The organism is Rhodococcus sp. MS16 (assembly GCF_013277795.1).
Taxonomy (GTDB): Bacteria; Actinomycetota; Actinomycetes; order Mycobacteriales; family Mycobacteriaceae; genus Rhodococcus_F; species Rhodococcus_F globerula.
Window position 1 is genome coordinate 476,776 of the sequence record NZ_VBTM01000005.1, and the last position, 23,080, is coordinate 499,855.

The window sequence follows — 23,080 nt, forward strand, 5'->3', positions numbered from 1 at the left end:
GGGCACCGGACCGCCTCACCCGTGGTCGCCGTTACGACCGGATTCGACCGATCGTTACGCTGGGGACGTCAATTGCCCCAGACCGAAGGATGACCGGTGCCGGACTCGAAAGACGACAACTCGACAAAGGGCGCGCCGGAAAAACAGGGCGCGCCGGAAAGTTCGACGCCGACTGAACCCGCCACCGTCGCGATCCCCAAGGCGTCTCCGAAGCCCCCGGCGCCTGAGCCCGCAACCGTAGCCATTCCCAAGGCACAGCAGCCCCAGATGCCGCCGCCCCAGGCACCGCAACGTCAGTCGCCGCCACGTCCGTCGCCGCAGCCCAAGGCACCACAGCCGGTCCGCGCCGCGCCGCAACGCGTCGGAGTAGCAGCCGGAATTCCGCCGCAGCAGCCTCTTCCCACTCGAATCGAGCCGGCCGCGCCGGAGCAGACGAAGCGCGGTGGCAAGGGGTGGTACATCGCCGCGGGAGCAGCCGCTGTCGCCATCGTGGCCGCGATCGGCGTCGCTCTGTATGTCTCGTCCGAGAGCAGCAGCGGGGAAAACTCACCGGAAGCTAAGGTCCAAACGGCGATCAGCACGTACGTCGACGCTCTCGCGTCCGGTGACATTGCCGCTCTGCGCACCGCAACGTGTGGTTCTCTCGCCGACTACTACCAGTCCGTCCCGGACGACGCTTTTGCCAAGGTCCACCAGAATGCGGTAACGCAGAAGACGATTCCCCAGGTCAGCGCCGTCGACGCCGTCCGAATCACCGACGACACCGCTATCGCCCAAGTTGAGGCGAGCATCCCGGCAACCGGGGAACGGTCGTGGCGAACCTTCGATCTGGAACGCCAGGACGGAACCTGGAAGGTCTGCGACCCGAGCCAGACCGGTTAAACACTCGAACCATAACCAACTGTGCGCGCCCACGAAGTCTTCGACTTCGTGGGCGCGCACAGTTTTTCGATCGAGCAGTTCTAGCCTCCGGACACCGAGCGGCCGGCCGACTTCAGGTCGTTGCACGCCTCGATGACACGAGCAGTCATGCCTGCTTCGGCCTTCTTGAGGTAGCTGCGCGGGTCGTAAGCCTTCTTGTTTCCGACCTCACCGTCGACCTTGAGGACGCCGTCGTAGTTGGTGAAGAAGTGACCCGCGATCGGACGCGAGAACGCGTACTGCGTGTCGGTGTCGACGTTCATCTTCACGACGCCGAAGTTCAGCGAAGCCTCGATCTCGGACTTCAGCGAGCCCGATCCACCGTGGAACACGAAGTCGAACGGCTGCGAGCCGGCAGCGAGGCCGAGCTTCGCTGCGGCAACGCGCTGGCCCTCGTCGAGAACCTCGGGCTTGAGCTTGACGTTGCCCGGCTTGTACACACCGTGCACGTTGCCGAAGGTGGCAGCGAGGAGGTACTTGCCCTGCTCGCCGACGCCCAGAGCGTCGACCGTCTTCTCGAAGTCTTCCTTCGAGGTGTACAGCTTGTCGTTGATCTCGGCTTCGACGCCGTCTTCTTCGCCGCCGACAACACCGATCTCGACCTCGAGGATGATGTTTGCAGCTTTCGACAGTGCAAGCAGTTCCTTGGCGATCGCCAGGTTCTCGTCGATCGGGACAGCCGATCCGTCCCACATGTGGGACTGGAAGAGCGGGTTACGGCCGGCGTTGACGCGTTCCTGCGAGATGGCGAGCAGTGGACGCACAAACGTGTCCAGCTTGTCCTTCGGGCAGTGATCGGTGTGCAGCGCGATGGTGACGTCGTACTTGGCGGCAATCACGTGCGCGAACTCGGCGAGTGCAGCAGCACCGGTAACCATGTCCTTGATGCCCAGACCGGAACCGAACTCGGCACCGCCGGTCGAGAACTGGATGATGCCGTCACTGCCGGCGTCTGCAAAGCCCTTGATGGCTGCGTTGATGGATTCGGAGCCGACACAGTTGATAGCGGGGAAGGCAAAGGAATGCTCCTTGGCCCGACTCAGCATCTCGGCATAGACCTCGGGAGTTGCGATAGGCACGGCGGGAGTCCTCCATTTACGTGTCGTTCGGAGCGCTCGACGATGTATAAAGCGCTTCGTGTGGTCCTAGCAGTATGGCAAGTCGTGGTCGCCACGTCTCTTTGCGGTCTCGCCGTGACGTGGACGACGCGGTGACCTGCAGCGGTGGGAAACACTCAGACGCTCCCGGTAGTCTGGCCTCCGTGAATGTGCAGGCAGCAACTGAATCCGTGACGAACCTGGCCTTGCTGCCCGGCTTCCTCGATCCCGTGAACCTCTTGAACTCCTTCGGAACGTGGGTTCTGGTGGGATTGCTTCTGGTGGTCTTCATCGAATCCGGCCTACTGTTTCCGCTCCTGCCCGGCGATTCCCTCCTCTTCACCGCAGGGTTGATCGCGGCGTCCAAGTCCACCGAGATCGAACCGTTCGCGCCGTTGTGGGTGCTGTTGGTGACCATTCCGATTGCCGCGATCCTCGGTGACCAGGTCGGTTTCTACATCGGCGCCAAGGGTGGAACTGCGCTGTTCAAGAACGACGACGCGAAGTTCTTCAAGAAGAAGTACATCGACGAGTCGCACGCATTCTTCGAGAAGCACGGCCCGATCACCATCATCCTGGCCCGCTTCGTGCCGATCGTGCGCACGTTCGCTCCGGTTGTCGCCGGCGCATCGAAGATGAAGTACTCGCTCTTCCTCACCTACAACATCGTCGGTGGCATTCTGTGGGGTGCCGGCGTCACGATGCTCGGCTACCTCCTCGGCCAGATCGAATTCATCCGCGACAACGTCGACTACATCTTCATCTTGATCGTCCTGGTGTCTGTCCTGCCGATCGTTTTCGAAATCGGAAAGCGCCTTCTCGCGTCACGACGCGGTGAAACGGCGAATACTTCAACTACGGACAATTCGGAATCCGTGACCGAGGAACCGACTCACTGATCACCAGAACCGAGGCAAGAAACTGACCACCATGACACTCGCGTCCGGCAGTTTCGGTCCCCTCGAAACCGCTGGTCCTGCGCTGGTGTGGATCATCGTCGTGACATTCGTCTTCATCGAATGCGCGATCATTCTGGGGTTGTTCCTTCCCGGCGATTCTCTCCTCATCACTGCAGGAATTGTGCTGGCCGGCCACGAATCCGGTGCCGGACATGTGTGGGCTCTCTCGGTGGGCGCCATGATCGCCGCCATTGCCGGCAATCAGGTCGGGTACGTCATCGGTCACCGAACGGGTAACCACATCAAGGCCCGCAAAGGTGGCAAATACTTCACCGAGAAGAACCTGCACCGGGTCAACATCCTGCTGGAGAGACACGGCTTCTGGGCTGTCCTGATCGCCCGGTGGATCCCCTGGATTCGCACCCTGTGCCCGATGGTCGCGGGCGCAGCCAAGATGAACCACACGCGGTACACCGTGGCCAGCACCATCGGCGCAATCATCTGGGCGCCGGTTCTGCTGCTGATCGGCTTCTACGGCGGCTCGTTCCTCGATCGTGTCCCCTGGCTCCTGCCGGCGGTCCTGATCGTGATGACCGTGAGCCTGGTCGTCGGCACCGGTCTCGGCATCTGGCAGTACCGCAAGGAAATGGCCCGGCCCGCCGAGGACGTCGAGGTCGAGGAAGTTCTGGACTGACGCCTTTAGCGTTTGCCCGGCTGAGGCTCTGGCGCTCAGCGTTTACGCGGCTGAGGCTCTGGCGCTCAGCGTTTACGCGGATACCCCGCCGCTGAGACGACGTATGCGGCTTCCATGAGCATCCAGCCGCCCAACTGCACTGACAGGTCACGCTCCGGGACGCTCGACGATCGCACCGAACCTCCCGTGAATGTCGCCAGTTCCCCGGAAAGCCTCGGCAGCGTGGCGTCGCGGGTCCAGTCGTGACCGAACAGCGGTAACCCCTCCACCTCGAGGCGGTTCTTCCAGGCGGCTTCCGCCGACGCCAGCACGATCTGCGCGGCGATCTCCTTCGCCCGAATGTCCTCGTTGCTCTCCCAGGTCAGGTTGACCACGACAAACGCCAGATACCGCACCAGGATCGCGTTGAACAGGCCACCGTCACCGCCGCCGCCTCCGGTGATGACGCCGCGATCGGTCAAACCGTCGTAGACCGCGTTGACGAGGGCGTGAACCCGCTCGCGGTGCCTCGGTTCACCCAACCGTGTCGCCAGTTCCGTCTCCAGGCCGAGAGTGACTCCTTGGCAATACGAGTAAATGGCCCGTTCGAGCGTTCCGTCGCGGCGGATACCGTCGAAGATCAGGCCCGATTCGGGATCACGCAGAGTCTCCTCGATCCAGTCGGCGTGCGCCTGAGCTCGCCACAGCTTGCCAGTCCGAGCAAGCATGATCCCGGCCGGGCCGTTGGCCGGGGTGTTGTAGAAGTCGGAACCCTTGCACCAGGGAATTCCGCCACCGTCCTCCGGCGACCACGAGTCGAAGAGTTGAGATTCGAGAGCTTGTACGGCGCTGCGATGGTCCAGTGCAAACAGCCGTTGGGCGCGTTCGAGCGACAACCCCAGCCAGGCCATGTCGTCGTAGTAGCTGTTGGTCCAGGACCTGACGTTGCGGACCCGGACGCTGCGGGCAACCTTGGCAATCCGACGACGACGCTTGGGCGTCGGGTCACGTTCGAGCGCGTCGACGGCAGTATCGAGCAGATGCGCCTGCCACCAGTAATGCCACGGGCGGAACATGCGCTCGCGGCGCACCGCCGGCCACGCCACGACACCCAGCGCTGTTCTCGGCATTGCCCACAACCGTCGCAGATGCCGACTGACAATGGCTCCTTCGGCCGCATCTGCGCGTTCCGCCCACACTTGCTGCATAAGACATATCCTGTCCCCTCGGAGCCTGCGGCGCTAGCGCCTACCCAGCTAACAGACTCCGGCGAGGTCAGCGGGAGTTACGAAGATCCGCGTGCTCCCGTACCCAGGCATGCATCGCGATACCTGCCGCGACGCCGGCGTTGATGCTGCGGGTCGAGCCGAATTGTGCAATCGATACCGTCATGGACGCAACCTCTTTCGCCAGTTCGGTCACTCCTGGACCCTCCTGGCCGAACAGCAGAATGCAGTCTCTCGGCAGGCTCGCGGTTTCGAGTGGTACCGATCCGGGGGTGTTGTCGACGGCAACGATAGTGAGCGAATTCTCACGTGCGTACTCGACCAACTCGCCGATGTCAGCATGGTGAACGATGTGTTGGTACCGATCGGTGACCATGGCGCCGCGGCGGTTCCACCGTCGCCGGCCCACGATATGCACGGCCGCTGCGGCAAACGCGTTGGCAGTACGAACCACGGTGCCGATGTTGGCGTCGTGCGCAAAATTCTCGATGGCCACGTGCATCGGATGACGCCGCGAGTCGATGTCATCGACAATCGCCTCGCGTGTCCAGTACCTGTACTCGTCCAACACGTTTCGACGGTCACCCTCCAGCAGAAGCAGCGGGTCGTAACGCTCGTCGGTGGGGAGGTCCGTCCCGTGAAACTCCGCCCACGGGCCGACGCCGTTCGGGTTTTCGCCCCATTCTGTCGGACCGACCTCGTCGGCCGGTTCTACGCTCACGTCGGACATCAGAACACCTCGTTGGAATCGGCAGCCACGGTGAATCCGTGTGTGGTCTGCTCGTTGACACACGAGACATCCGTCGCCGTGGTAGTACATGTGAAGCCCAGCTTAGACAGTGGCGTTCCGGGCGGAAGCACCGGATCAGCTTCGGGTCCGCCGGACATGTACACCGGGCCACCAGAGCACATGAAGGCACCTTCACCCTCATCTTGAACACGAATTCCGTTGCCCCAGTTCACCATGCAACTGTCCGGGCGCGGCGGCACCGGAGTTGTCGTTCCCTCACACCCGGCTTCGATGCGGGTGGGCAATCTGATGATGCCGCACTGGAAGTTCCCGTCCGGAGTAGTGAAGTAGTAGGACTCGTTGCGCTCGAAGTGCACGTCCGTCAATGTGGTTGTCGGCGGCACAGTTGTGGGCGGGATCGTCGTCGTTGTGATAGGTACCGGAACGGTCGTCGTCACCTGGGGCGTGGTCGAGACTGCCGTACTGGATTGCGTGGTCGGCGTCGGCGCAGACTGCGCGTCACCACCACAACCAGTGAGCAGTACCGCCGAACCCACACTCAGACACAGCAATCCCACCCGGACACGAACCACCGCGACTACCTCCACCCATGTCTTCTGCCTCAACCCGGCCCACAAAACGATTCCGAACTATATCGCGAGTTCGATTACGTTCCGGTTAAACGTTTGTTCGTCAACCTCGACAACCACGCAGGCGAGAATCGCGACGCGGCAAGAAGCACTTTCGCTTGCCCTCCCACCGGATAGTGAACCTTGGGCATGCGTCCGGCGCCGCGCGTCGCATCCCAGAGTTCCTGCGCGACTTCCGTTGCAGTGAGCTTGATTCCAAGCGATCGCGTCGAACCGGTATCCATTCCGGTGACCATGGCCGTCTGCACGAAGAGAGGCCACAGTGCAATCACTCGGATGTCGTGTTCGGCCCATTCGAGGTCAAGTGCCTCCGTCAGTCCTCGGACCGCGAACTTCGTGGCCCCATATGTCGCCAGTTCAGGCTGTCCGTAAATGGCCGACGCCGAGCACATATTCACAACCTGAGCACCCGGCGTTTCACGCAGATACGAAAACGCCGTGTGCGTTCCATTGAGAACGCCGGTGACGTTGATATCGACCATGCGGCGATGCGCAGCAAGGGAAATACTCTCGAACTTCCCCGACGACAGAACACCGGCGTTGTTGACCAGGATGTCGAGGCGACCCGAGGCACCGACAAAGTCAGCCAATTGCGTCGACCACTGCTCCGGGTCCGTCACGTCGAGTGCGCCGGTCACGGCCACACCCCCGAACCTGTTGATCTCGGCGGCCAGAGTCGTCAACCCGGACTCGTCGATGTCATAGCAGCCAACCCGATAACCGTTGCGCGCAAACAACAACGCGGCCTCACGGCCGATTCCCGACGCCGCCCCGGTAATGAAGATGCTCCGCTCAGGCATTTTTGCGACCGAGAGCAAGCATTCCTTCGACAAGCATCAACTGAGCTGCCGCATACGACGCCAGTATCACACCCTCAGCGGCCGCGCGGCCGGCCTTGCCGCGAATGAACAAGCGCCGCACCACAATCAGACCGTCGGATGCGGTGAACAGCACGCCGCCCACACCCAGCCAGGATCGCCGCTCCTCGCCAGGCACCACCACGTCCAGCACCGTCTTCGCCCCCGGCGACAAAGCCGGATCTGCGGACAACGTCGACGTGGTTCCCAGCAGCAATCCGTACGCGGTCAACGGCATCGAGACCTCGGGAGCTTTTGCACGCAGCAACCCGGAAGCCGTGGACCACCCGCTCATCCGAGGCTTGAGCGCAGCCCTCGTCGGCCTGGCACCACGACGCAACAGAAGCGCCGAATAGCTCGACTGCATGACGGCAAACGAAGACGCACCCTTCACCAGGCGAGCATCGTTATCCGGGTCGATCATGAACACATCACCGATCGTTGCCGCAGCAAGACCTGCCAAGAGCAGCGCAGTATCGGCGGTATCCGTCTCGGATCGCTTGCGCAGCACCCTGACCGCGAGCGACGGCGCAATCAACGGCTTGGCAATCTGCTGAACACGCTCGTTGCCGAGCACCGCCCCAGCCACCGTTGCCGCCGTTGCCGCCGCAAAAACCGCGTGCTCGATGCCCCACTTGCCTGCCATGCCCAGTCCTCCTGTTGGTTGCGCGCTGTTGGTTACGCGTCCAAGACGACCGTACTGGGTAATTCAGAGGGAATCACGAGATTTGACGTCAGCCCCGTACAGGTCGACGTATTCCTGCCCGGACCGCTCGCACAGTGCCGCCATCAACTCGTCGGTTGCCGCGCGCACAACAGCCTGATGGGTCCGCAGTTCTCGGTAGCGGGAGAAGTCGATCGGCTTGCCAACACTGACGTGCACCTTGCTGAATCGCCACATCCTGGTGCCAGGCGGGTTCACCGCGTCGCCTCCGTGAACAACAACCGGGATAACGGGGACACCCGTTTCCAGCGCAACCCGGATCACCCCCGTTTTGCCTTTGTGCAGGCGACCGTCCGGCGATCGTGTTCCCTCGGGATAGATCGCCCACACACCACCCCGTTCGAGGATTCCGACGGCAGTATCCAGTGCGGCCCGCGAGGCGTCGGCGCCACTGCGGTCGATGGGAACTTGACCTGCGCCGCCGAAGAACCAGCGCTGCAACGCGCCCTTGATGCCGGAACCGGTGAAGTACTCGCTCTTGGCGACAAAGGTGATCCGTCGGCGCACTTTCAGAACCAGGAAGAACGAGTCGACAACAGCCCGGTGATTACCGGCAAGTATCACCGGCCCCTTTCGCGGGATGTTGCGGTGCCCCTCGATCGTGGGGCGTCCGAAGACCCACAGAACCGGTCCTATCAAGATGTACTTGAACAGTCGATACAGCACGCCAACACCCCAATCAGTGAGAGTAGACACTGTCTACGCACCTAGATGGTAGACACTGTCTCCCATGTCTGCCACCACACTCCGCGACACCCTCGTCGCCACGGGCGTCGACATTCTCGACACCAACGGCCTCGCCGCCCTGACGTTACGAGAGATAACCCGTCGAGCCGGCGTGTCACACGGGGCGCCCAGACGCTATTTCCCGACACACAACAGCCTACTTGCGGCAATTGCCTCACAGGGCCTACGTGACTTGGGGGCAAGGCTCGCACCGATACTCGACGCCCCCACGCCTGCGCGACACCGATTGATCTCTGCCGCAATCGAATACGTCGCTTTTGCGCAGGAGCGACCGGCGATGTTCGAGCTGATGTTCCGCCACGATCTACTCGAAGGCGCCGGCGCGAACCTCCGGGCAACGTCGCTTCCACTCTTCGAGGCTCTGCGGACTCTGGCCGAAGCAGACCAAGCCTCGGATCCGAACGCGACTGCACTGAAGATCTGGACGGGAACGCACGGAATTGCAGTGTTGGCCGCGAACCGCAGTCTGAGCCTCGTGACCCCTGGCCTCGTCATCGAAGAATTGGTCAGGTCGACTGTGGTTGCACATCTCCCCTGAACGAATACCAACTGTCGCCAAAGACTCGTTTACACAATCATTACCTTATGGAAGGATTCGAACGTGCCCGATCAGGAACAGAGATTGCACGACCTACTGGTCGACTTGGTGAGCAATACCCATCGCTTCACAAAAATGGCGACGTCACTTGCTGCCGACCGTTACCCCCGGACCTGGCTCCGCGCATTGGCGTTGCTCGAGGAATACGGCGAAATGCGGATCAGCGACTTCGCCAAGATCGATCACTGCTCACAACCCTCCGCAACTGCGGTGATGCGCACACTCGGTGAGCGAGGGTTGGTCGAGCGGCGCCCGGATCCGGACGACGCCCGCGCCGTACTGGTCGCGATGACCGATGTGGGACGAAAGACCCTAGCCGACGGTCGACATGCCATCGCTGATGCCCTGATTCCGCATTTTGCGGACCTCGAACCCGAGCAGATCGAACGCCTGACCGTGGGGTTGGCCGAGCTGCGATCGATGATCACGTCGGCAAGGCCTTCGGCCCTGTGAGCCTTTCCGGTAGCGCGAACTACCAGAAAGGCGCACGGGGCGCTAGCCCAAGTTGAGATCGTCCAGGCCCAGAAGCGAGCGGTATTCCACGCCCTCTGCACCGATTACGGCGTCGGCGCCGGTCGCGCGATCCACCACGGTTGCCACACCGACCACGATGGCGCCCGCTTCACGAAGTGCCTTCACCGCGGTGAGCGGAGAGTTGCCCGTGGTCGTGGTGTCCTCGACAACCAGAACACGCTTGCCGACCACATCGGGTCCCTCGATCTGACGCTGCATTCCGTGGGCCTTGGCAGCCTTGCGGACGACAAACGCGTCGATTGGACGGCCGGGCGCGTGCATCACTGCCATCGCGACCGGGTCTGCACCCATCGTCAAACCGCCAACGGCGTCGAAATCCCAGTCTGCAACAAGTTCACGCAGCAGCGAGCCGATCAACGGCCCTGCCTTGTGGTGAAGCGTCGCGCGGCGAAGATCCACGTAGTAGTCGGCTTCCTTGCCCGAAGACAACGTCACCTTTCCGTGCACAACAGCCAGTTCGCGCACCAGCGCAGCCAAATCCTCACGATCGCTCATGAGTGCTCAGCCTACCGACCACAGCGCCGAGGCAATAATCTCCGCGCGACCTGTATCTACGTCCTACCCCGCCCACGTCCGACAAGGTTGGTCATCTTACGTACCAAGCCCTTCGGAACCAGACGCCCGGCAGTGGTGAGAATCTTGTACTGAATCCCGGGAATGCTGATGACCTTGTTGTCGCCGAGATCCTTCATCGACGTCGCGACCACCTGATCGACGCTCAACCACATCGGCTTCGGGATCGATGACATTTCGATTCCGGCTCGCTCGTGAAACTCGGTGCGGATGAACCCCGGGCACAGCGCTTGAACCCGAACGCCGGTTCCGGCCAGGCCGCCGGACAAACCTTCGGTGAACGAGATCACATACGCCTTGCTGGCCGAATACGTCGAACCGCGCCCGGACAGCAATCCCGCCACACTTGCGACATTGACGATGGTTCCGTTCGCCGACGCGATCATGCTGGGCAACGCCGCACGGGTCAGGCGCATGACGGCGGTGACGTTGACGTCGAGTTGAGCTTGCAGAAGTGCTGGATCAGCGGTCCAGAATTCACCGGAGGTACCGAACCCGGCGTTGTTGACCAGAACGTCGACGCCGCGGGCCAATCGGTCGGCGACCGCGTCACGGCCAGATTCCGTGGCGAGGTCGGACACCAGAATTTCGGATTCGGTACCGAACATCGCGGACAGCTCGGAGGCAAGATCACGCAATCTCACTTCGTCTCGGGCGACAAGCACCAGGTCGTAGCCGAGCGACGCATATTTCTTGGCAAACCCGGCACCCAGACCTGAGGTGGGACCGGTGACCAGGGCTACAGGACGCGCAGGGCGATCCGAGTTCGATGACGACATACCGGCCACGCTAGTGCGTCAGGCCTCGAAAGGTGGGCTTACACGCGGCTCAATCGACAGGGCGTACGGTTCCCGAGCGCTGTGTGCCGGGGTTGGGTTTCGGCGTGGTCGACGGGGCGGGAAACTCCCGGCGGGGCAATTCCGGGGCGGTTCGACGGGGCACGTCCGACTCCTCGCGACGCTGCGACTCTGGAGCCTCTCGACGCTGCGACTCCGGAGCCTCCCGGCGTGGTGCCTGCTGCGCGCCACGAACGACCGGCGGTGCCTGCGGTGCACTACGAACGGCCTGCGGCGCTTCGCGGTTCAGCGGTGCATCGGATTTGTCGCTGCGGGGGCGGGGCCGGGTCGGGTCGTGATCGACTTCGAGTTCACGCGGATCCGTGACGGGAGGGAGTACGTGCAGGATGCCGGACAGCCGTGCGACAGCTTCGATGGCAGCATCCCAATCGCGGCCGGTGCTCGAGACCGGAAGGGAGCCGAGGGTCCAGCGACCTTCGCTCCACAGCATGCTGATTGCCGGGGGTACTGATTCGGTGAAGGCGACCATGCGCTGGTCACAGACCCGGCGAGCGATTTCGAGGTCGGTTGCAAACACGACGCGCGGACCGATTGCGCCCAGGAGATTGAGGTCGCCGTCCTTGGGCGGTGCCGTCGATTTGAGCCGTAGATCAATGTCGACGTCAGACCCGACTTCGCGTCGAACCGCCACGATGGTTGCTGTTTCCTCGAGGTCGAAGAGCACAAACTGCTCACCACGTCTTGTGCCACGCACAACATCGGTTGCGGTCAGGTAGTCCTGCTTGGCCATCGCTGCGCGATGCCACTCGCCGGCAAGCTGATCATCAGCACCGGTGTACGTGTAGCCCTGCGCTTTTGCCCAAATCTGACGTACGCGGCCGGATTGATCACGTCTTGTTCTATCGACGTACAGAAGCGCACCCGCGCCTGCGAGTGCCACTAATGCGAGTCCGAACCACATTCCAGTCATCACAGCCAGCCTAGCGACTTCCGACGACAACCTCCCGCAACACCCCGAGAACTGTCACCTGATCGGTGTGGCGGCGTTACCTTCGGTGCTGCGAAACCCCTCGATCCAAGTCTCATAAGCGCGACGACACGCTGGCTCAGTTGCCGAACGACGGCAATGAAGTATCGAGAATCGTCTTTGCGGTCATCGTGCCGTTCTCCACCGGGGTGCCGTCGACGACGATGTTGTCACCCGGTTGCAGGTCAGCAACAGATGATCGGTTGAACGCGATCAGCGTCGTCTCAGGTGTGGTGAGAATGGTGGTCTGAGATCCACCGATCGAGTTGATGACCAGGGTGCCGCCGTCATTGGACACCACTGTGCCGACAGCTCCGCCGGCTTGGCCGATGACATCACCGAGTCCGCCAGGCAGGTTTTCGAGCGGCGAGGATGTAGGCGACGGCGCAGGTGCGGTGGTCGTAGGTTTGGGCGTCGTCGGCGCCACCGTGCTGGTTGGCGGAACAAATGCCGTCTGCGTTCCCGATTCACCCGAGGAACCGAACAACGAAATCCCGATGATCGCGACGACGGCAACCAGGATGCCGACAACTCCCGCCGCGATCCAGGTCCCGAGCTTGCGTCGCTTCCCACCATCCGGCGACCCACTGTCCAAGAATGGTTGCTCCGGCGGCACCCCGCCGCCACTTCCGCCGCCAACCGGATACTGCTGAGTCTGTCCGTACTGCTGCGTCTGCCCGTACTGCTGCGTCTGCCCGTACTGCTGCGCGTTGTATGTCGGGTACGCCTGCGTCGCGCCGGGCGGTGGGGCTTGCGGATCGAACTGCGGGTTATAGGGCGGAAACGCCTGCGTCGGGTTGGGCTGACCCTGCTGGCCCTGCTGGTTCGGCTGACCCAGGTACTCGGTGTTCTGATCCGGCCCACCGTAGGGGTACTGCTGTGGGTTCTGGTACTGCTCGGGGTTCTGGTACTGCTCGGGAATCTCGAAATGCTCGGTCGGCTGGTCCGACTTACGCGGATCGTTCTGATCAGTCATTCCTGGCCACCTTCATTTCGGACGTACGGGTGCGCACATCTGCCGTACGAGCATCCAGCCGTTCAGCGTAGACAAAAACAACGTCGACAAAACCAGCGTCGACAAAACCAGGGTAGAGAAAACGCGAATGCCCCGCCGATCCGCATGGATCGACGGGGCATTGCAGTTACCGCATCAGCGGCAGAACGGTCAGGACAGAACCAGCTGGTCCGCGTCCTCGCTGACACCCACGTTCACGGTGTCTCCGTCCTGGACTTTGCCGGCCAGGAGCAGTTTGGCGAGCTGGTCGCCGATCGACTGCTGGACGAGTCGACGCAGTGGCCGAGCGCCGTACAGCGGGTCGTAGCCGCGCACCGCGAGCCACATCCGAGCCGCCCCGTTCACCTCGAGGGTGAGTCGACGCGCAGCCAGACGCTTCTGCAGCTGCTCGAGCTGGATGTCCACGATGTGCTCCAACTGCTCTTCGGAGAGCGAGTCGAAGATGACCACGTCGTCGAGACGGTTGATGAACTCGGGCTTGAACGCGTGGCGTACCGCGTCCATGACCTGCTCGCGTGTTCCACCGGATCCCAGGTTGGAGGTCAGGATCAGGATGGTGTTGCGGAAGTCCACCGTGCGGCCTTGACCGTCGGTGAGTCGGCCTTCGTCGAGCACTGCGAGCAGGACGTCGAACACGTCGGGGTGTGCCTTTTCGACCTCGTCGAAGAGGACCACCGAGTACGGGCGTCGCCGAACTGCTTCGGTGAGCTGGCCGCCGGCTTCGTAACCGACGTATCCCGGAGGGGCACCGACGAGTCGGGCCACCGAGTGCTTCTCACCGTATTCGCTCATGTCGATGCGGATCATCGCGCGCTCGTCGTCGAAGAGGAAGTCCGCCAAGGCTTTGGCGAGCTCCGTCTTACCGACGCCGGTCGGGCCGAGGAACAGGAACGAACCGGTGGGCCGATTGGGGTCGGCGACACCTGCTCGGGCGCGGCGAACCGCATCCGAGACGGCGACGACGGCATCAGTCTGTCCGACGACGCGCTTGCCGAGTTCGGACTCCATTCGGAGCAGCTTCTCGGTTTCGCCTTCCAGCATTCGGCCGGCCGGAATGCCGGTCCAGGCTGCGACCACGTCTGCGACGTCGTCCGGACCGACCTCTTCCTTGAGCATCACGTCGCCGTCGGAGGCGGCGCCGGAAGCCTCTGCTGCGGCTTCCAGTTCCTTCTCCAACGCGGGGATGCGGCCGTAGCGCAGCTCGGCTGCCTTGCCCAGATCGCCGTCACGCTCAGCGCGTTCGGACTCTCCTCGCAGGGATTCGAGCTGTTCCTTGAGCACGCGCACCGAGTCGATGGCCTGCTTCTCGTTCTGCCAGCGAGTACTGAGCTGACTGAGCTTCTCGCGGTCGTCGGCAAGTTCTTGGCGCAACTTCTCGAGCCGCGCCTTCGACGCGTCGTCGGTTTCCTTCTCGAGTGCCACTTCCTCGATCTCGAGTCGGCGGACGGTACGTTCCACCTCGTCGATCTCGACGGGACGCGAGTCGATCTCCATGCGCAGACGCGACGCTGCTTCGTCGACGAGGTCGATGGCCTTGTCCGGCAGGAACCGCGACGTGATGTAGCGGTCGGACAGCGAAGCGGCTGCTACCAGCGCGGAGTCGGTGATGCGCACGCCGTGGTGCACTTCGTAGCGCTCCTTGAGGCCGCGCAGGATGCCTACGGTGTCCTCGACCGAGGGCTCACCGACGAGTACCTGCTGGAAGCGACGCTCGAGTGCGGCGTCCTTCTCGATGTACTTGCGGTATTCCTCGAGCGTGGTGGCACCGACCAGCCGCAGCTCACCGCGGGCGAGCATCGGCTTGATCATGTTGCCTGCGTCCATCGCGGATTCACCGGTGGCTCCGGCGCCGACGATGGTGTGCAGCTCGTCGATGAAGGTGATGACCTGTCCGGCGCTGTTCTTGATGTCGTCGAGAACTGCCTTGAGGCGCTCCTCGAACTCACCGCGATACTTGGCACCGGCCACCATGGACCCGAGGTCCAGGGAGATGACGGTCTTTCCGCGCAGCGATTCCGGGACGTCACCCGCGACGATGCGTTGGGCAAGGCCCTCCACGATCGCGGTTTTGCCGACGCCTGGCTCACCGATGAGTACCGGGTTGTTCTTGGTGCGACGCGAGAGCACCTGCACAACGCGTCGAATCTCGGTGTCGCGGCCGATCACCGGGTCGAGCTTGCCGCTGCGTGCGGCTTCGGTGAGGTCGGTGGAGTACTTTTCCAGCGCTTGGTAGGTGCCTTCCGGCTCCGGGCTGGTGACACGCGCGCTCCCGCGAACTGTGGTGAACGCCTCACGCAGCGCGATTGGTGTCGCACCGTGATTCTTCAGCAGGGTCGCGACGTCGGAATCACCGTCGGCAAGTCCGTACAGCACATGCTCGGTGGAGACGTACTCGTCGTCCATCTCGGTGGCGAGGTGCTGCGCGGAGGTCAGCGCCGCGAGTGCTTCACGCCCGAGCTGGGGCGTCGAGCTCGCACCGGTGGTTTTCGGCAGGCGATCCACCATGCTCTGAGCTTCGCGATGCACGACGGTGGGATCGACGCCCACTGCTTTGAGCAGCGGGCCGGCGATGCCGTCGGTTTGGTCGAGGAGTGCGACCAGCAGGTGTGCCGGTCGAATGTCGGGGTTACCCGCCGACGACGCCGACTGCAGTGCAGCCGTCATCGCAGCCTGGGTCTTGGTTGTTGGTGTGAACGAGTCCACTTGTCACCTTTCTGGCCGGGCTCCGGTCGCCACAAGCGCGTCGAAGTCGAAGTTGTGGGCCGCTCCGGGTGGTGGTGCGGCCGTGTCAATATGCTCAACGCGGACAAACTTGAGTCTATTCCGCTCAAGTTTGATTTGGCCAGGCGGGTTCGCCATCGTTTGTAACAATTCGAGCCGTACTAGAATTGGGACGAGAGTTGCAGCTGTTGCGAAAGGGGTGTCGATTGGATCCGACGGTGATCGCCCGCCTGCAATCCAGCCTCGACGCTCTGGCCGACGACGACGACTCTCGCGCCCACTTTTCAGCTCTGTTCTACACGGCCCTCTTTGCCGAACATCCTCTGTACCGCTCATTGTTCCCGGCCGGGATGGAATCCCAAGGCCACAGGTTTGTGACCGCTATCGAATTTGTCGTGAAGAACCTGCCGCAGCAGCGCAGGATCCGGAAATTCCTGACTCAACTCGGCCTCGACCATCGTCGCTACGGTGTCGAACGCGAGCACTACCGGGCTGCCGGAGTTGCGATGAGGCGCGCCGTGAAGTCGATGCACGGGACCAGCGCCCACAGTCGGTACAAGTGGACACCCGAACTCGAAGAGGCCTGGTCCGAGTTCACCGAGTTCGTCGTGAGCACGATGGCGGAAGGCGCCGAGTCCGATACCACCCCGGCGCTGTGGGGCGGAACCGTCGTCAGTCACGAACGGGTGCTCGACGATCTTGCGATAGTGCGCCTCGAAACCGACCCGCCCATTCCGTACGGCGCTGGTCAGTACGTCGGGGTGCAGGTACCCCAACGCCCCCGAATGTGGCGGTACTACTCCCCCGCCATTCCGACCAATCCCTTCGGCCAACTCGAGTTCCACGTCCGCAAGGTCTCGGGCGGCTGGGTGAGCCCGGCAATCGTCACTGAGACCAATGTGGGCGACCAATGGGTCATGTCCACTCCGCTCGGCGGCCTGGAAGTGGACTTCACACACGACCGCGACGTCCTGATGATCGGTTCGGGCACCGGGATCGCGCCGCTGCGCGCTCAGGTGATGGAAATGTCTCAGCGAGCGCAGAATCCGCGTGTTCATCTTTTTGTCGGCGGACGCTACCCGTGTGATCTCTACGATCTCGAGACCTTGTGGCACATTTCGCTCAGCAACCCGTGGCTGACCGTCGTACCGGTGTCCGAGGAAGCCGAGAATCCGTGGTGGCACAGCGGGCCGGCACTCGAGCCGCCATTCGGTATGCATTCACGCCTGACCGGCCCTATCGGTCGGGTCGTTGCGCGGTTCGGTTCGTGGGCGGACCGTCAGATCCAGATCTCGGGGTCACCGTCGATGATCAAGACCACGATCTACGCGTTGCGGGCCGGTGGCACTCCGATCGACCAGATCCTGCACGACCCGCTCTACTGACTTTCAGGAGACATCCATGACTTCACGATCCTGGACCAGCACTGTCGTCGAACATCACCGCCTGCGTGAGGATCTGGCCGTGGTTCGCCTGATCGGCGACGTCGTGCCGTTCCGGCCGGGTCAATACGTGGATGTGAGCGTGCCGCAGAATGCCCGCTTGCTTCGCCGGCTGTCCCCCGCGCTGCCACCGTCGCAGGACGGGAAGCTCGAGTTCCACGTCAAGACGGTTCCCGGCGGTTGGGTGAGCGGTGCGATAGTCAAGGACACTCAACCCGGCGACATGTGGACGATCATCGATCCGCGCGGCAATCTTGCCGTCGACGAGAACGGTCCGCCCGTCATCATGATCGCGGGCGGAACCGGTTTGGCGCCGATGCGGTCGATCATCCTCGATCTGGCCCAGTCGCCGAATCCGCCGCTGGTCTACCTGTTTTTCGGCGGTCGAACGCTTCGCGATCTGTACGCGGCGGACATGCTGTGGATACTCGCCCACGAACTGCCGTGGCTGCAACCGATTCCCGTCGTCGAAGATCTCACGGACGCCGGCCCACCCGACGGCTGGGCCGACAGGCTCGGCGTCGACATCGGTTTCGGCGAGGATCATCTGGTAGAGGGAACGCTTGCCGACGTCGTCTCGTCGTACGGGGCCTTCACCGAGCACCAGGTGTTGGTGTGTGGGTCGGCTGCGATGGTGCGTTCGACGCGAGATCGGCTGATTGCGACGGGAACGCCGGCCGAGGCCATAAGCTTCGACCCTTACTGACGGTCAGTACGTGGGATCACTGCGGACGGTCGCGGCGTCGATGCCGACGGCCCGGAGCCGGAATTTGGTGCTGTTCACGACGGATTCGTTTCCGACGACTTGAATGTCGCATCCCGCCCATTTCCCGAACGATGTGACGACCTTGCCGACTTTTCCGGTCATCCGCTTCGGCATTCCGATCGGTGACAGCGGTTCGGTCTCGGTGTGCCACCACGGATTGGTGTCGTCTTCCGAGACCGGGACGATGGTGAGCCAGGGATGTCGCTCGGCGAGGGCCCACAGATGTGGGAGGTCGTACAGATCGCACGGATGCGCACCGGAGTAGAACAAGTGAACCTTGCGAGTATTGCCGCGACGGATCAGTTCCAGGATCTGTGCGCGCAGCGGTGCAACGCCGGTTCCCGACGCGATCATCAGGAGGTCTTTGGTGTTCTCCGGAATTCCGAGGCCGCCGATCGGTGACCCGATCACCCAGATGTCTCCGACGGTGGTCTGCGTGACCATTGCGGGGCTGACCCAGCCGCCGGTTACCTGACGGATGTGGAACTCGATGATTCCCGATCCGTCCGGCGGATTGGCCGGGGAAAGGTATCGCCACATCCGGGGCCGCGCGCCAACCTGCACACTGACGTATTGACCGGGTCGGTAGTCCATGGGCTGATCGAGTTGGAGTCGCACGATCGCGACTCCTCTGATCGCGGTGCGCGTCTCGATTACCGTGGCACTCCAGGCGGGCGGTCCGTCTTCTGCGTTTGCCGCGTCCATCATGGCTGCGGAGATGACAGCCAAGGCGTTGCGCCAGGCGCTGTCGACCTCGTCGGTCCACATCTCGGCGCCGCCGAACAGCTCGAAGGCTTCGATCATCGAATTGCCGACGGCTTGGTAATGCTCGTCCGTTACACCGTATTTGCGATGATCGCGGCCCAATTGCGCGAGATATTCAAGAATTTCATCGGTCTCGTCGAGTCGTTCGACAACGTAAGCTATCGCCGTGAACAGACGGTCACGCTGCACGTCCATTGCAGCCGGAAAGAACTCGCGTGTCTCCGGTGAGCGCGCGAACAGCAGCGAATAGAAGGTCCGGGCAAGCCGCTCCGGGCCGCCTTCTTCAGCGACGATGGACTTGAAGCTCGACCGGACCAGAGAAATTGCTTGCGAATCCACGCTTATCCTCGTCCCGATTTTTCGCGGCAGACCAGCCGCAAACTTTCCGAGGGGAGCTTATGTCACAAATGTCCAACTCGTAAATGTTTGGCCGTATATGTCACACGTCACGTCGATTTTTTCGGTACGCCCGTCCCTTTTTCGCCGGGGGGTGCAAAATAAGCAAGGGTTTCGACACGCTCGACAGTTGAGCTAACGTCCAGCGAAATCCGAACCAGCCAAACAGGAGTCGTGCCGTGGATATTGTTCGACCGGATGCATTGCCAACAGGTAGCGCTCCTTCAACTCCGCTCGCATCACATCCTCCGGTGCCTACCGATCTTCAACGCCGCGAACTCGAGTGCGTGGAGTTCTTCGACTCTCCGGAACTGAGCCACCTGCCGACGTCGAGAAGACACGAAGCGCTGCGGGAACTGCATCGGACCGGAACGTACACCCACACCGCCGAAGAACTTCTGGTCGGAGCCAAACTCGCGTGGCGCAACCACGCACGGTGCGTCGGACGCGCACATTGGCGCACCCTCAAGCTCATAGACGCCCGCGATGCCGTCACCGCATACGCACTGGCGGAAGCCTGTTGGGAACACCTGCGACTCTCGACCAACGGCGGCGCACTCCAGTCCGTCGTCACCGTCGGACCACTTCCCCGCGAGGACGGGCAGGAGTACCGCATCCTCAGCCCGCAACTGATCCGCTACGCCGGCTACCGGCAGCCGGACGGCACAATTCTGGGCGACCCGTGGCACGTCGACCTGACAGAACAGGTTACGTCGATGGGATGGAAGGGCGCCGGAACGCCGTTCGACGTTCTACCCCTGCTCATTTCGGTTCCGGACGAACCACTGCAGTACTTCGACGTGCCTGCAGACCTTGTCCTCGAGGTACCCATCGAGCATCCCGACTACCCATGGTTCGCTGACCTGGGCCTTAAATGGCACGCCGTTCCGGCAGTCTCGGACATGAATCTCGATATCGGCGGAATCGTCTACCCCTGCACTCCGTTCAGCGGTTGGTACGTCAGTACCGAAGTGGGCGCCCGCAACTTCAGCGACACCGATCGCTACAACATGCTTCCCGCCGTGGCATCGCATTTGGAACTCGATACGAGCCACGACCGCACTCTGTGGAAGGACCGTGCTCTGGTCGAATTGAACCGCGCAGTTATTCACAGCTATCGCAAGGCCGGCGTCATCATGGTCGACCACCACACTGTCGCAAAACAATTCATCGACCACATCGCGCGCGAAGAGAAGGCGGGACGCAAGTGCCCGACGGACTGGTCCTGGGTGAACCCGCCGATGTCCAGTTCTCTCACTCCGACGTTCCATCGCCTCTACGACGAGCCAGATCTCTCGATCCGCCCCAACTTCGTGACGAAGAAAAAGGGCACCGACCAAGGTCGATGCCCCTTCCACACGTGATCACGCTCAGAACGGGATCTGCCCCAACGCAACTCCGACCACGAGCATCGTGATCGAGATGAGGCCGGCTCGCCACAGGACCTTCTTGTGGTGATCCGCCAAAGACACACCGGCTAACGTCACGAGCAGCAGAATCGCCGGGACCAGCGGGCTCTGCATGTGTACTGCCTGCCCGGTGATCGACGCCCGAGCCATCTCCACCGGCTCGATTCCGTACTGCGCCGCCGTCTCCGACAGCACCGGCAGTACGCCGAAGTAGAAGGCGTCGTTGGTCATGAAGAACGTGAGCGGAATGCTCAGGACGCCGGTGATGACGGCCAGGTGGGAGCCCATCGCGTCGGGAATGACCTGCAGGAGCCATTCGGCCATTGCCTCGACCATGCCGGTGCCCTGAAAAACGCCGGTCAGCACAGCTGCCGCTAACACCATCGCGACAACGGACACGATGCTCGCCGAGTGCCGGGCAATCGCCTCACCCTGATCCTTGACGGCCGGGAAGTTCACCGCGAGAGCGATCGATGACGCGATCATGAACAGCACCGGGATGGGCAGCACATCCATGACGAGAACAACCAGAAGGACAGTCGTCAGCGCGGCGTTGAACCACAGGAGCTTCGGCCGCAAAGTATCCCGCTTGGGGTCGAGGCCGTCGATGAAGCGTCCGGTGTCGCCGCCGTCGTCACTGTTGTCGGCGTTGCCACTGTTATCGCTGTCGGCGCTGGAAGTTCCTCCGTTTCCGACCTTTTCGAGGATGCGTTCAGAAGTGAGGACCAAAGTCCCGATCCGGCGACGCTCCATGATCCCGAGATGAACCGAAAACCCGAGCACCATGATCAATCCGACGATCAGCGACGGCACCATCGGAACAAAGACGTCGGACGGCGAAAGTCCCAAGGCGCTGGCGGCCCGGACGGTAGGACCGCCCCACGGAATGATGTTCATCGTCGCGTTGGACAGCCCGGCGACCACTGTCAGCACCACCGGACTGACTCCGAGTTTGAGGTAGAGCGGCAACATCGCGGACGTCACGATGATGAACGTCGTGGAACCGTCGCCGTCGAGGGAGACCACCATCGCCAGAACTGCGGTGCCGACCACCAAGCGCATCGGATCGTCACGCACCAACCGGAGAATGAACTTCACGAGCGGATCGAACAACCCGACGTCGATCATGATGCCGAAGAAGATGATCGCGAAGAACAACAGCGCCGCGGTGGGGGCAAGCGATTTGATGCCGTCGGTGATCATGTCGCCGATCCCGAGGCCCGCTCCGGCAAGTAATCCGAAGGCCACGGGAACCAGTGTCAGTCCCACCACCGGTGTTGCACGTTTGGTGAGGATGAGAAACATGAACACCGCAACCATGAGGAAGCCGAGTGTGACGAGCATGGTGAGCTCCTTTGCGTACGGAACGAGGAGAAGAAGGCACAGCAAATCCAGCTGATGTCCTACTGAGGGTGAAACGAAACTTCTGTGTTGACGCCCTACCGGTCCAAAGTCGCAGCAACAAACCGGGATTGATCTTGCAGGAACTCGGAGAACTCGGGTTCGGTGAGAACTGCACTGTTCCAACCGTTTCGGCGGGAAAGCTCGTTCCATCGCGGGCTGGCCGTCAAGTCCGTCACCAGCGTCTGCAGACGCAGTCGCTGATCGTCGGTCAGCCCCGGCGGCGCCATGAGGCCTCGCCAGTTCGTGAAGGTGACGTCGACGCCCAGTTCAGCCAAGGTGGGCGCGTCCACCGCCGGCGAGCGCTGCGGTGAACTGACCGCAAGAACCCGAACCGTTCCTGCCGCAATCTGATCCAGGTATTCACCGAGACCGGTTGCCGCGACATCGACCTGCCCGGTCAATAGCGCTGGTAGCAGTTCACCGCCGCCGTCGTACGTGAGCGACGGGGACAGCGCAGGATCGACGCCGACGGCCCGCGCCAGGAGAAGCCGGAACAGCCCGTCCGGTCCACCTTCGCTCGATCCCCCGCCTATCGAGATCGACGACGGGTCTTGGGTCCACGCCGATGTCAGATCCGCCAGGGTTGTGAACGGCGAATCTGCCGGAACCAGAACAGCTTCCGGTTCGTCCATCAACCGCGCGATCGGGGTCGCGTCGGCAAGCGTGTGCTGGGACGGCAGAATTTCCACGGATCCGAGCACACCGAGCCCCATCACCATGAGGAGATCGGAGTTACCCCGTTCGAGAACCAGTCGGTTGAGTCCGACGATGCCACCCGATCCGGGCAGAACCACGACGTCGGCGGTGGCGGTTCCCTCGTCGGCAAGGGCTTGCACCATGGTTCGGGCGGTCAGGTCGTAACCACCACCGGCAACCGACGGCACCAGGATGCGCAATTCCTCGGAACTGGCTCCTGCCTGGCCACCAGCGAGGAAGGACTCGACCGGAGTGCATCCGATCGCCGCCGCGAGAGCCATCGCGCAAGCAGCCAGCAGGGCGATACGCCTGCTCAGCCGCGTCGATGCACTCATGATGTTGCCCTTTCCTGCCTGGTTCGATGTGTGAACAGATTTCATACTGGCGCACTTTGTGACTGGAGTCACCATTGG

Annotated in this window: 23 protein-coding genes; 8 read left to right on the forward strand and 15 right to left on the reverse strand. The window is 62.4% G+C overall.

Annotated elements, in window-relative coordinates; translation table 11 throughout:
- Window positions 1–96: 96 nt before the first annotated feature.
- Window positions 97–882 carry a nuclear transport factor 2 family protein gene (locus FEZ60_RS15090; protein WP_172936386.1) on the forward strand — a complete coding sequence of 262 codons (786 nt, stop codon included), beginning with the start codon at window positions 97–99 and terminating at the stop codon, window positions 880–882.
- Window positions 883–962: 80 nt separating this feature from the next.
- Here the strand turns inward: FEZ60_RS15090 and fbaA are convergent, their stop codons facing one another.
- Window positions 963–2,000: a class II fructose-bisphosphate aldolase gene (fbaA, locus tag FEZ60_RS15095; RefSeq protein WP_033235664.1), complete on the reverse strand. Its 1,038-nt coding sequence runs from the start codon at window positions 1,998–2,000 to the stop codon at window positions 963–965.
- Between the two features lie 182 nt (window positions 2,001–2,182).
- Between fbaA and FEZ60_RS15100 the strand changes: the two genes are divergently transcribed.
- Entirely contained in the window at window positions 2,183–2,917 is a 735-nt protein-coding gene (locus FEZ60_RS15100; RefSeq protein WP_033235665.1) for a VTT domain-containing protein, read from the forward strand.
- A 31-nt stretch (window positions 2,918–2,948) separates the two neighbouring features.
- Entirely contained in the window at window positions 2,949–3,611 is a 663-nt protein-coding gene (locus tag FEZ60_RS15105) for a DedA family protein (protein WP_033235666.1), read from the forward strand.
- A 65-nt stretch (window positions 3,612–3,676) separates the two neighbouring features.
- Here FEZ60_RS15105 and FEZ60_RS15110 read toward each other — a convergent pair whose 3' ends face one another.
- From FEZ60_RS15110 to FEZ60_RS15135, 6 genes are all read right to left on the reverse strand, one after another.
- The gene (locus tag FEZ60_RS15110) at window positions 3,677–4,798 is read right to left on the reverse strand and encodes a glycoside hydrolase family 76 protein (protein ID WP_095886821.1); all 1,122 of its coding nucleotides are present in this window, start codon (window positions 4,796–4,798) and stop codon (window positions 3,677–3,679) included.
- Window positions 4,799–4,865: 67 nt separating this feature from the next.
- Entirely contained in the window at window positions 4,866–5,546 is a 681-nt protein-coding gene (locus tag FEZ60_RS15115; protein WP_172936387.1) for a TrmH family RNA methyltransferase, read from the reverse strand.
- Window positions 5,546–6,139, reverse strand: a complete 594-nt coding sequence (locus FEZ60_RS15120; RefSeq protein WP_172936645.1) for a DUF6636 domain-containing protein — start codon at window positions 6,137–6,139, stop codon at window positions 5,546–5,548. Before FEZ60_RS15120 ends, FEZ60_RS15115 begins: the two co-directional genes overlap by 1 nt.
- Before the next feature lie 74 nt (window positions 6,140–6,213).
- The gene (locus FEZ60_RS15125; RefSeq protein ID WP_172936388.1) at window positions 6,214–6,996 is read right to left on the reverse strand and encodes an SDR family oxidoreductase; all 783 of its coding nucleotides are present in this window, start codon (window positions 6,994–6,996) and stop codon (window positions 6,214–6,216) included.
- Complete coding sequence (locus FEZ60_RS15130; protein ID WP_033235670.1) at window positions 6,989–7,699, reverse strand: lysoplasmalogenase family protein; 711 nt, start codon at window positions 7,697–7,699, stop codon at window positions 6,989–6,991. The genes FEZ60_RS15125 and FEZ60_RS15130 overlap by 8 nt, the downstream gene beginning before the upstream one ends.
- Before the next feature lie 63 nt (window positions 7,700–7,762).
- Window positions 7,763–8,443 carry a 1-acyl-sn-glycerol-3-phosphate acyltransferase gene (locus FEZ60_RS15135; protein ID WP_172936646.1) on the reverse strand — a complete coding sequence of 227 codons (681 nt, stop codon included), beginning with the start codon at window positions 8,441–8,443 and terminating at the stop codon, window positions 7,763–7,765.
- Between the two features lie 64 nt (window positions 8,444–8,507).
- Here FEZ60_RS15135 and FEZ60_RS15140 point away from each other — a divergent pair, with 64 nt between their 5' ends.
- Together FEZ60_RS15140 and FEZ60_RS15145 are read left to right on the forward strand one after the other, a co-directional pair.
- Window positions 8,508–9,062, forward strand: a complete 555-nt coding sequence (locus tag FEZ60_RS15140; protein ID WP_172936389.1) for a TetR/AcrR family transcriptional regulator — start codon at window positions 8,508–8,510, stop codon at window positions 9,060–9,062.
- Between the two features lie 63 nt (window positions 9,063–9,125).
- The gene (locus FEZ60_RS15145) at window positions 9,126–9,575 is read left to right on the forward strand and encodes a MarR family transcriptional regulator (protein ID WP_033235673.1); all 450 of its coding nucleotides are present in this window, start codon (window positions 9,126–9,128) and stop codon (window positions 9,573–9,575) included.
- 42 nt (window positions 9,576–9,617) lie between these two features.
- Here the strand turns inward: FEZ60_RS15145 and pyrE are convergent, their stop codons facing one another.
- From pyrE to clpB, 5 genes are all read right to left on the reverse strand, one after another.
- Window positions 9,618–10,151 (reverse strand): orotate phosphoribosyltransferase, encoded by a 534-nt coding sequence (gene pyrE / locus FEZ60_RS15150; protein ID WP_033235674.1) that lies wholly within the window; start codon window positions 10,149–10,151, stop codon window positions 9,618–9,620.
- A gap of 56 nt (window positions 10,152–10,207) precedes the next feature.
- On the reverse strand, window positions 10,208–11,008 hold the full coding sequence (locus tag FEZ60_RS15155) for an SDR family oxidoreductase (RefSeq protein ID WP_172936390.1): 801 nt from the start codon (window positions 11,006–11,008) through the stop codon (window positions 10,208–10,210).
- Window positions 11,009–11,057: 49 nt separating this feature from the next.
- Window positions 11,058–11,987 (reverse strand): hypothetical protein, encoded by a 930-nt coding sequence (locus FEZ60_RS15160; RefSeq protein ID WP_242484653.1) that lies wholly within the window; start codon window positions 11,985–11,987, stop codon window positions 11,058–11,060.
- Window positions 11,988–12,132: 145 nt separating this feature from the next.
- Entirely contained in the window at window positions 12,133–13,029 is an 897-nt protein-coding gene (locus FEZ60_RS15165) for a hypothetical protein (protein WP_242484608.1), read from the reverse strand.
- A 189-nt stretch (window positions 13,030–13,218) separates the two neighbouring features.
- The gene (clpB, locus tag FEZ60_RS15170) at window positions 13,219–15,771 is read right to left on the reverse strand and encodes an ATP-dependent chaperone ClpB (protein ID WP_033235677.1); all 2,553 of its coding nucleotides are present in this window, start codon (window positions 15,769–15,771) and stop codon (window positions 13,219–13,221) included.
- A 224-nt stretch (window positions 15,772–15,995) separates the two neighbouring features.
- Here clpB and FEZ60_RS15175 point away from each other — a divergent pair, with 224 nt between their 5' ends.
- Window positions 15,996–17,174, forward strand: coding sequence for an FAD-binding oxidoreductase (locus FEZ60_RS15175; RefSeq protein ID WP_233364085.1), 1,179 nt, complete (start codon window positions 15,996–15,998; stop codon window positions 17,172–17,174).
- A 16-nt stretch (window positions 17,175–17,190) separates the two neighbouring features.
- A complete protein-coding gene (locus FEZ60_RS15180) occupies window positions 17,191–17,937 on the forward strand; it encodes an FAD-binding oxidoreductase (RefSeq protein WP_033235678.1) in 747 nt (248 codons plus the stop codon).
- A gap of 3 nt (window positions 17,938–17,940) precedes the next feature.
- Here FEZ60_RS15180 and FEZ60_RS15185 read toward each other — a convergent pair whose 3' ends face one another.
- A complete protein-coding gene (locus FEZ60_RS15185) occupies window positions 17,941–19,101 on the reverse strand; it encodes a globin domain-containing protein (protein WP_116101851.1) in 1,161 nt (386 codons plus the stop codon).
- A gap of 308 nt (window positions 19,102–19,409) precedes the next feature.
- Between FEZ60_RS15185 and FEZ60_RS15190 the strand changes: the two genes are divergently transcribed.
- Window positions 19,410–20,522 (forward strand): nitric oxide synthase oxygenase, encoded by a 1,113-nt coding sequence (locus tag FEZ60_RS15190; protein ID WP_245006080.1) that lies wholly within the window; start codon window positions 19,410–19,412, stop codon window positions 20,520–20,522.
- A 6-nt stretch (window positions 20,523–20,528) separates the two neighbouring features.
- Here the strand turns inward: FEZ60_RS15190 and FEZ60_RS15195 are convergent, their stop codons facing one another.
- Together FEZ60_RS15195 and FEZ60_RS15200 are read right to left on the reverse strand one after the other, a co-directional pair.
- Window positions 20,529–21,911, reverse strand: a complete 1,383-nt coding sequence (locus FEZ60_RS15195) for a citrate:proton symporter (protein ID WP_172936392.1) — start codon at window positions 21,909–21,911, stop codon at window positions 20,529–20,531.
- Between the two features lie 95 nt (window positions 21,912–22,006).
- The gene (locus tag FEZ60_RS15200) at window positions 22,007–23,002 is read right to left on the reverse strand and encodes a tripartite tricarboxylate transporter substrate-binding protein (RefSeq protein ID WP_242484609.1); all 996 of its coding nucleotides are present in this window, start codon (window positions 23,000–23,002) and stop codon (window positions 22,007–22,009) included.
- Window positions 23,003–23,080 lie beyond the last annotated feature (78 nt).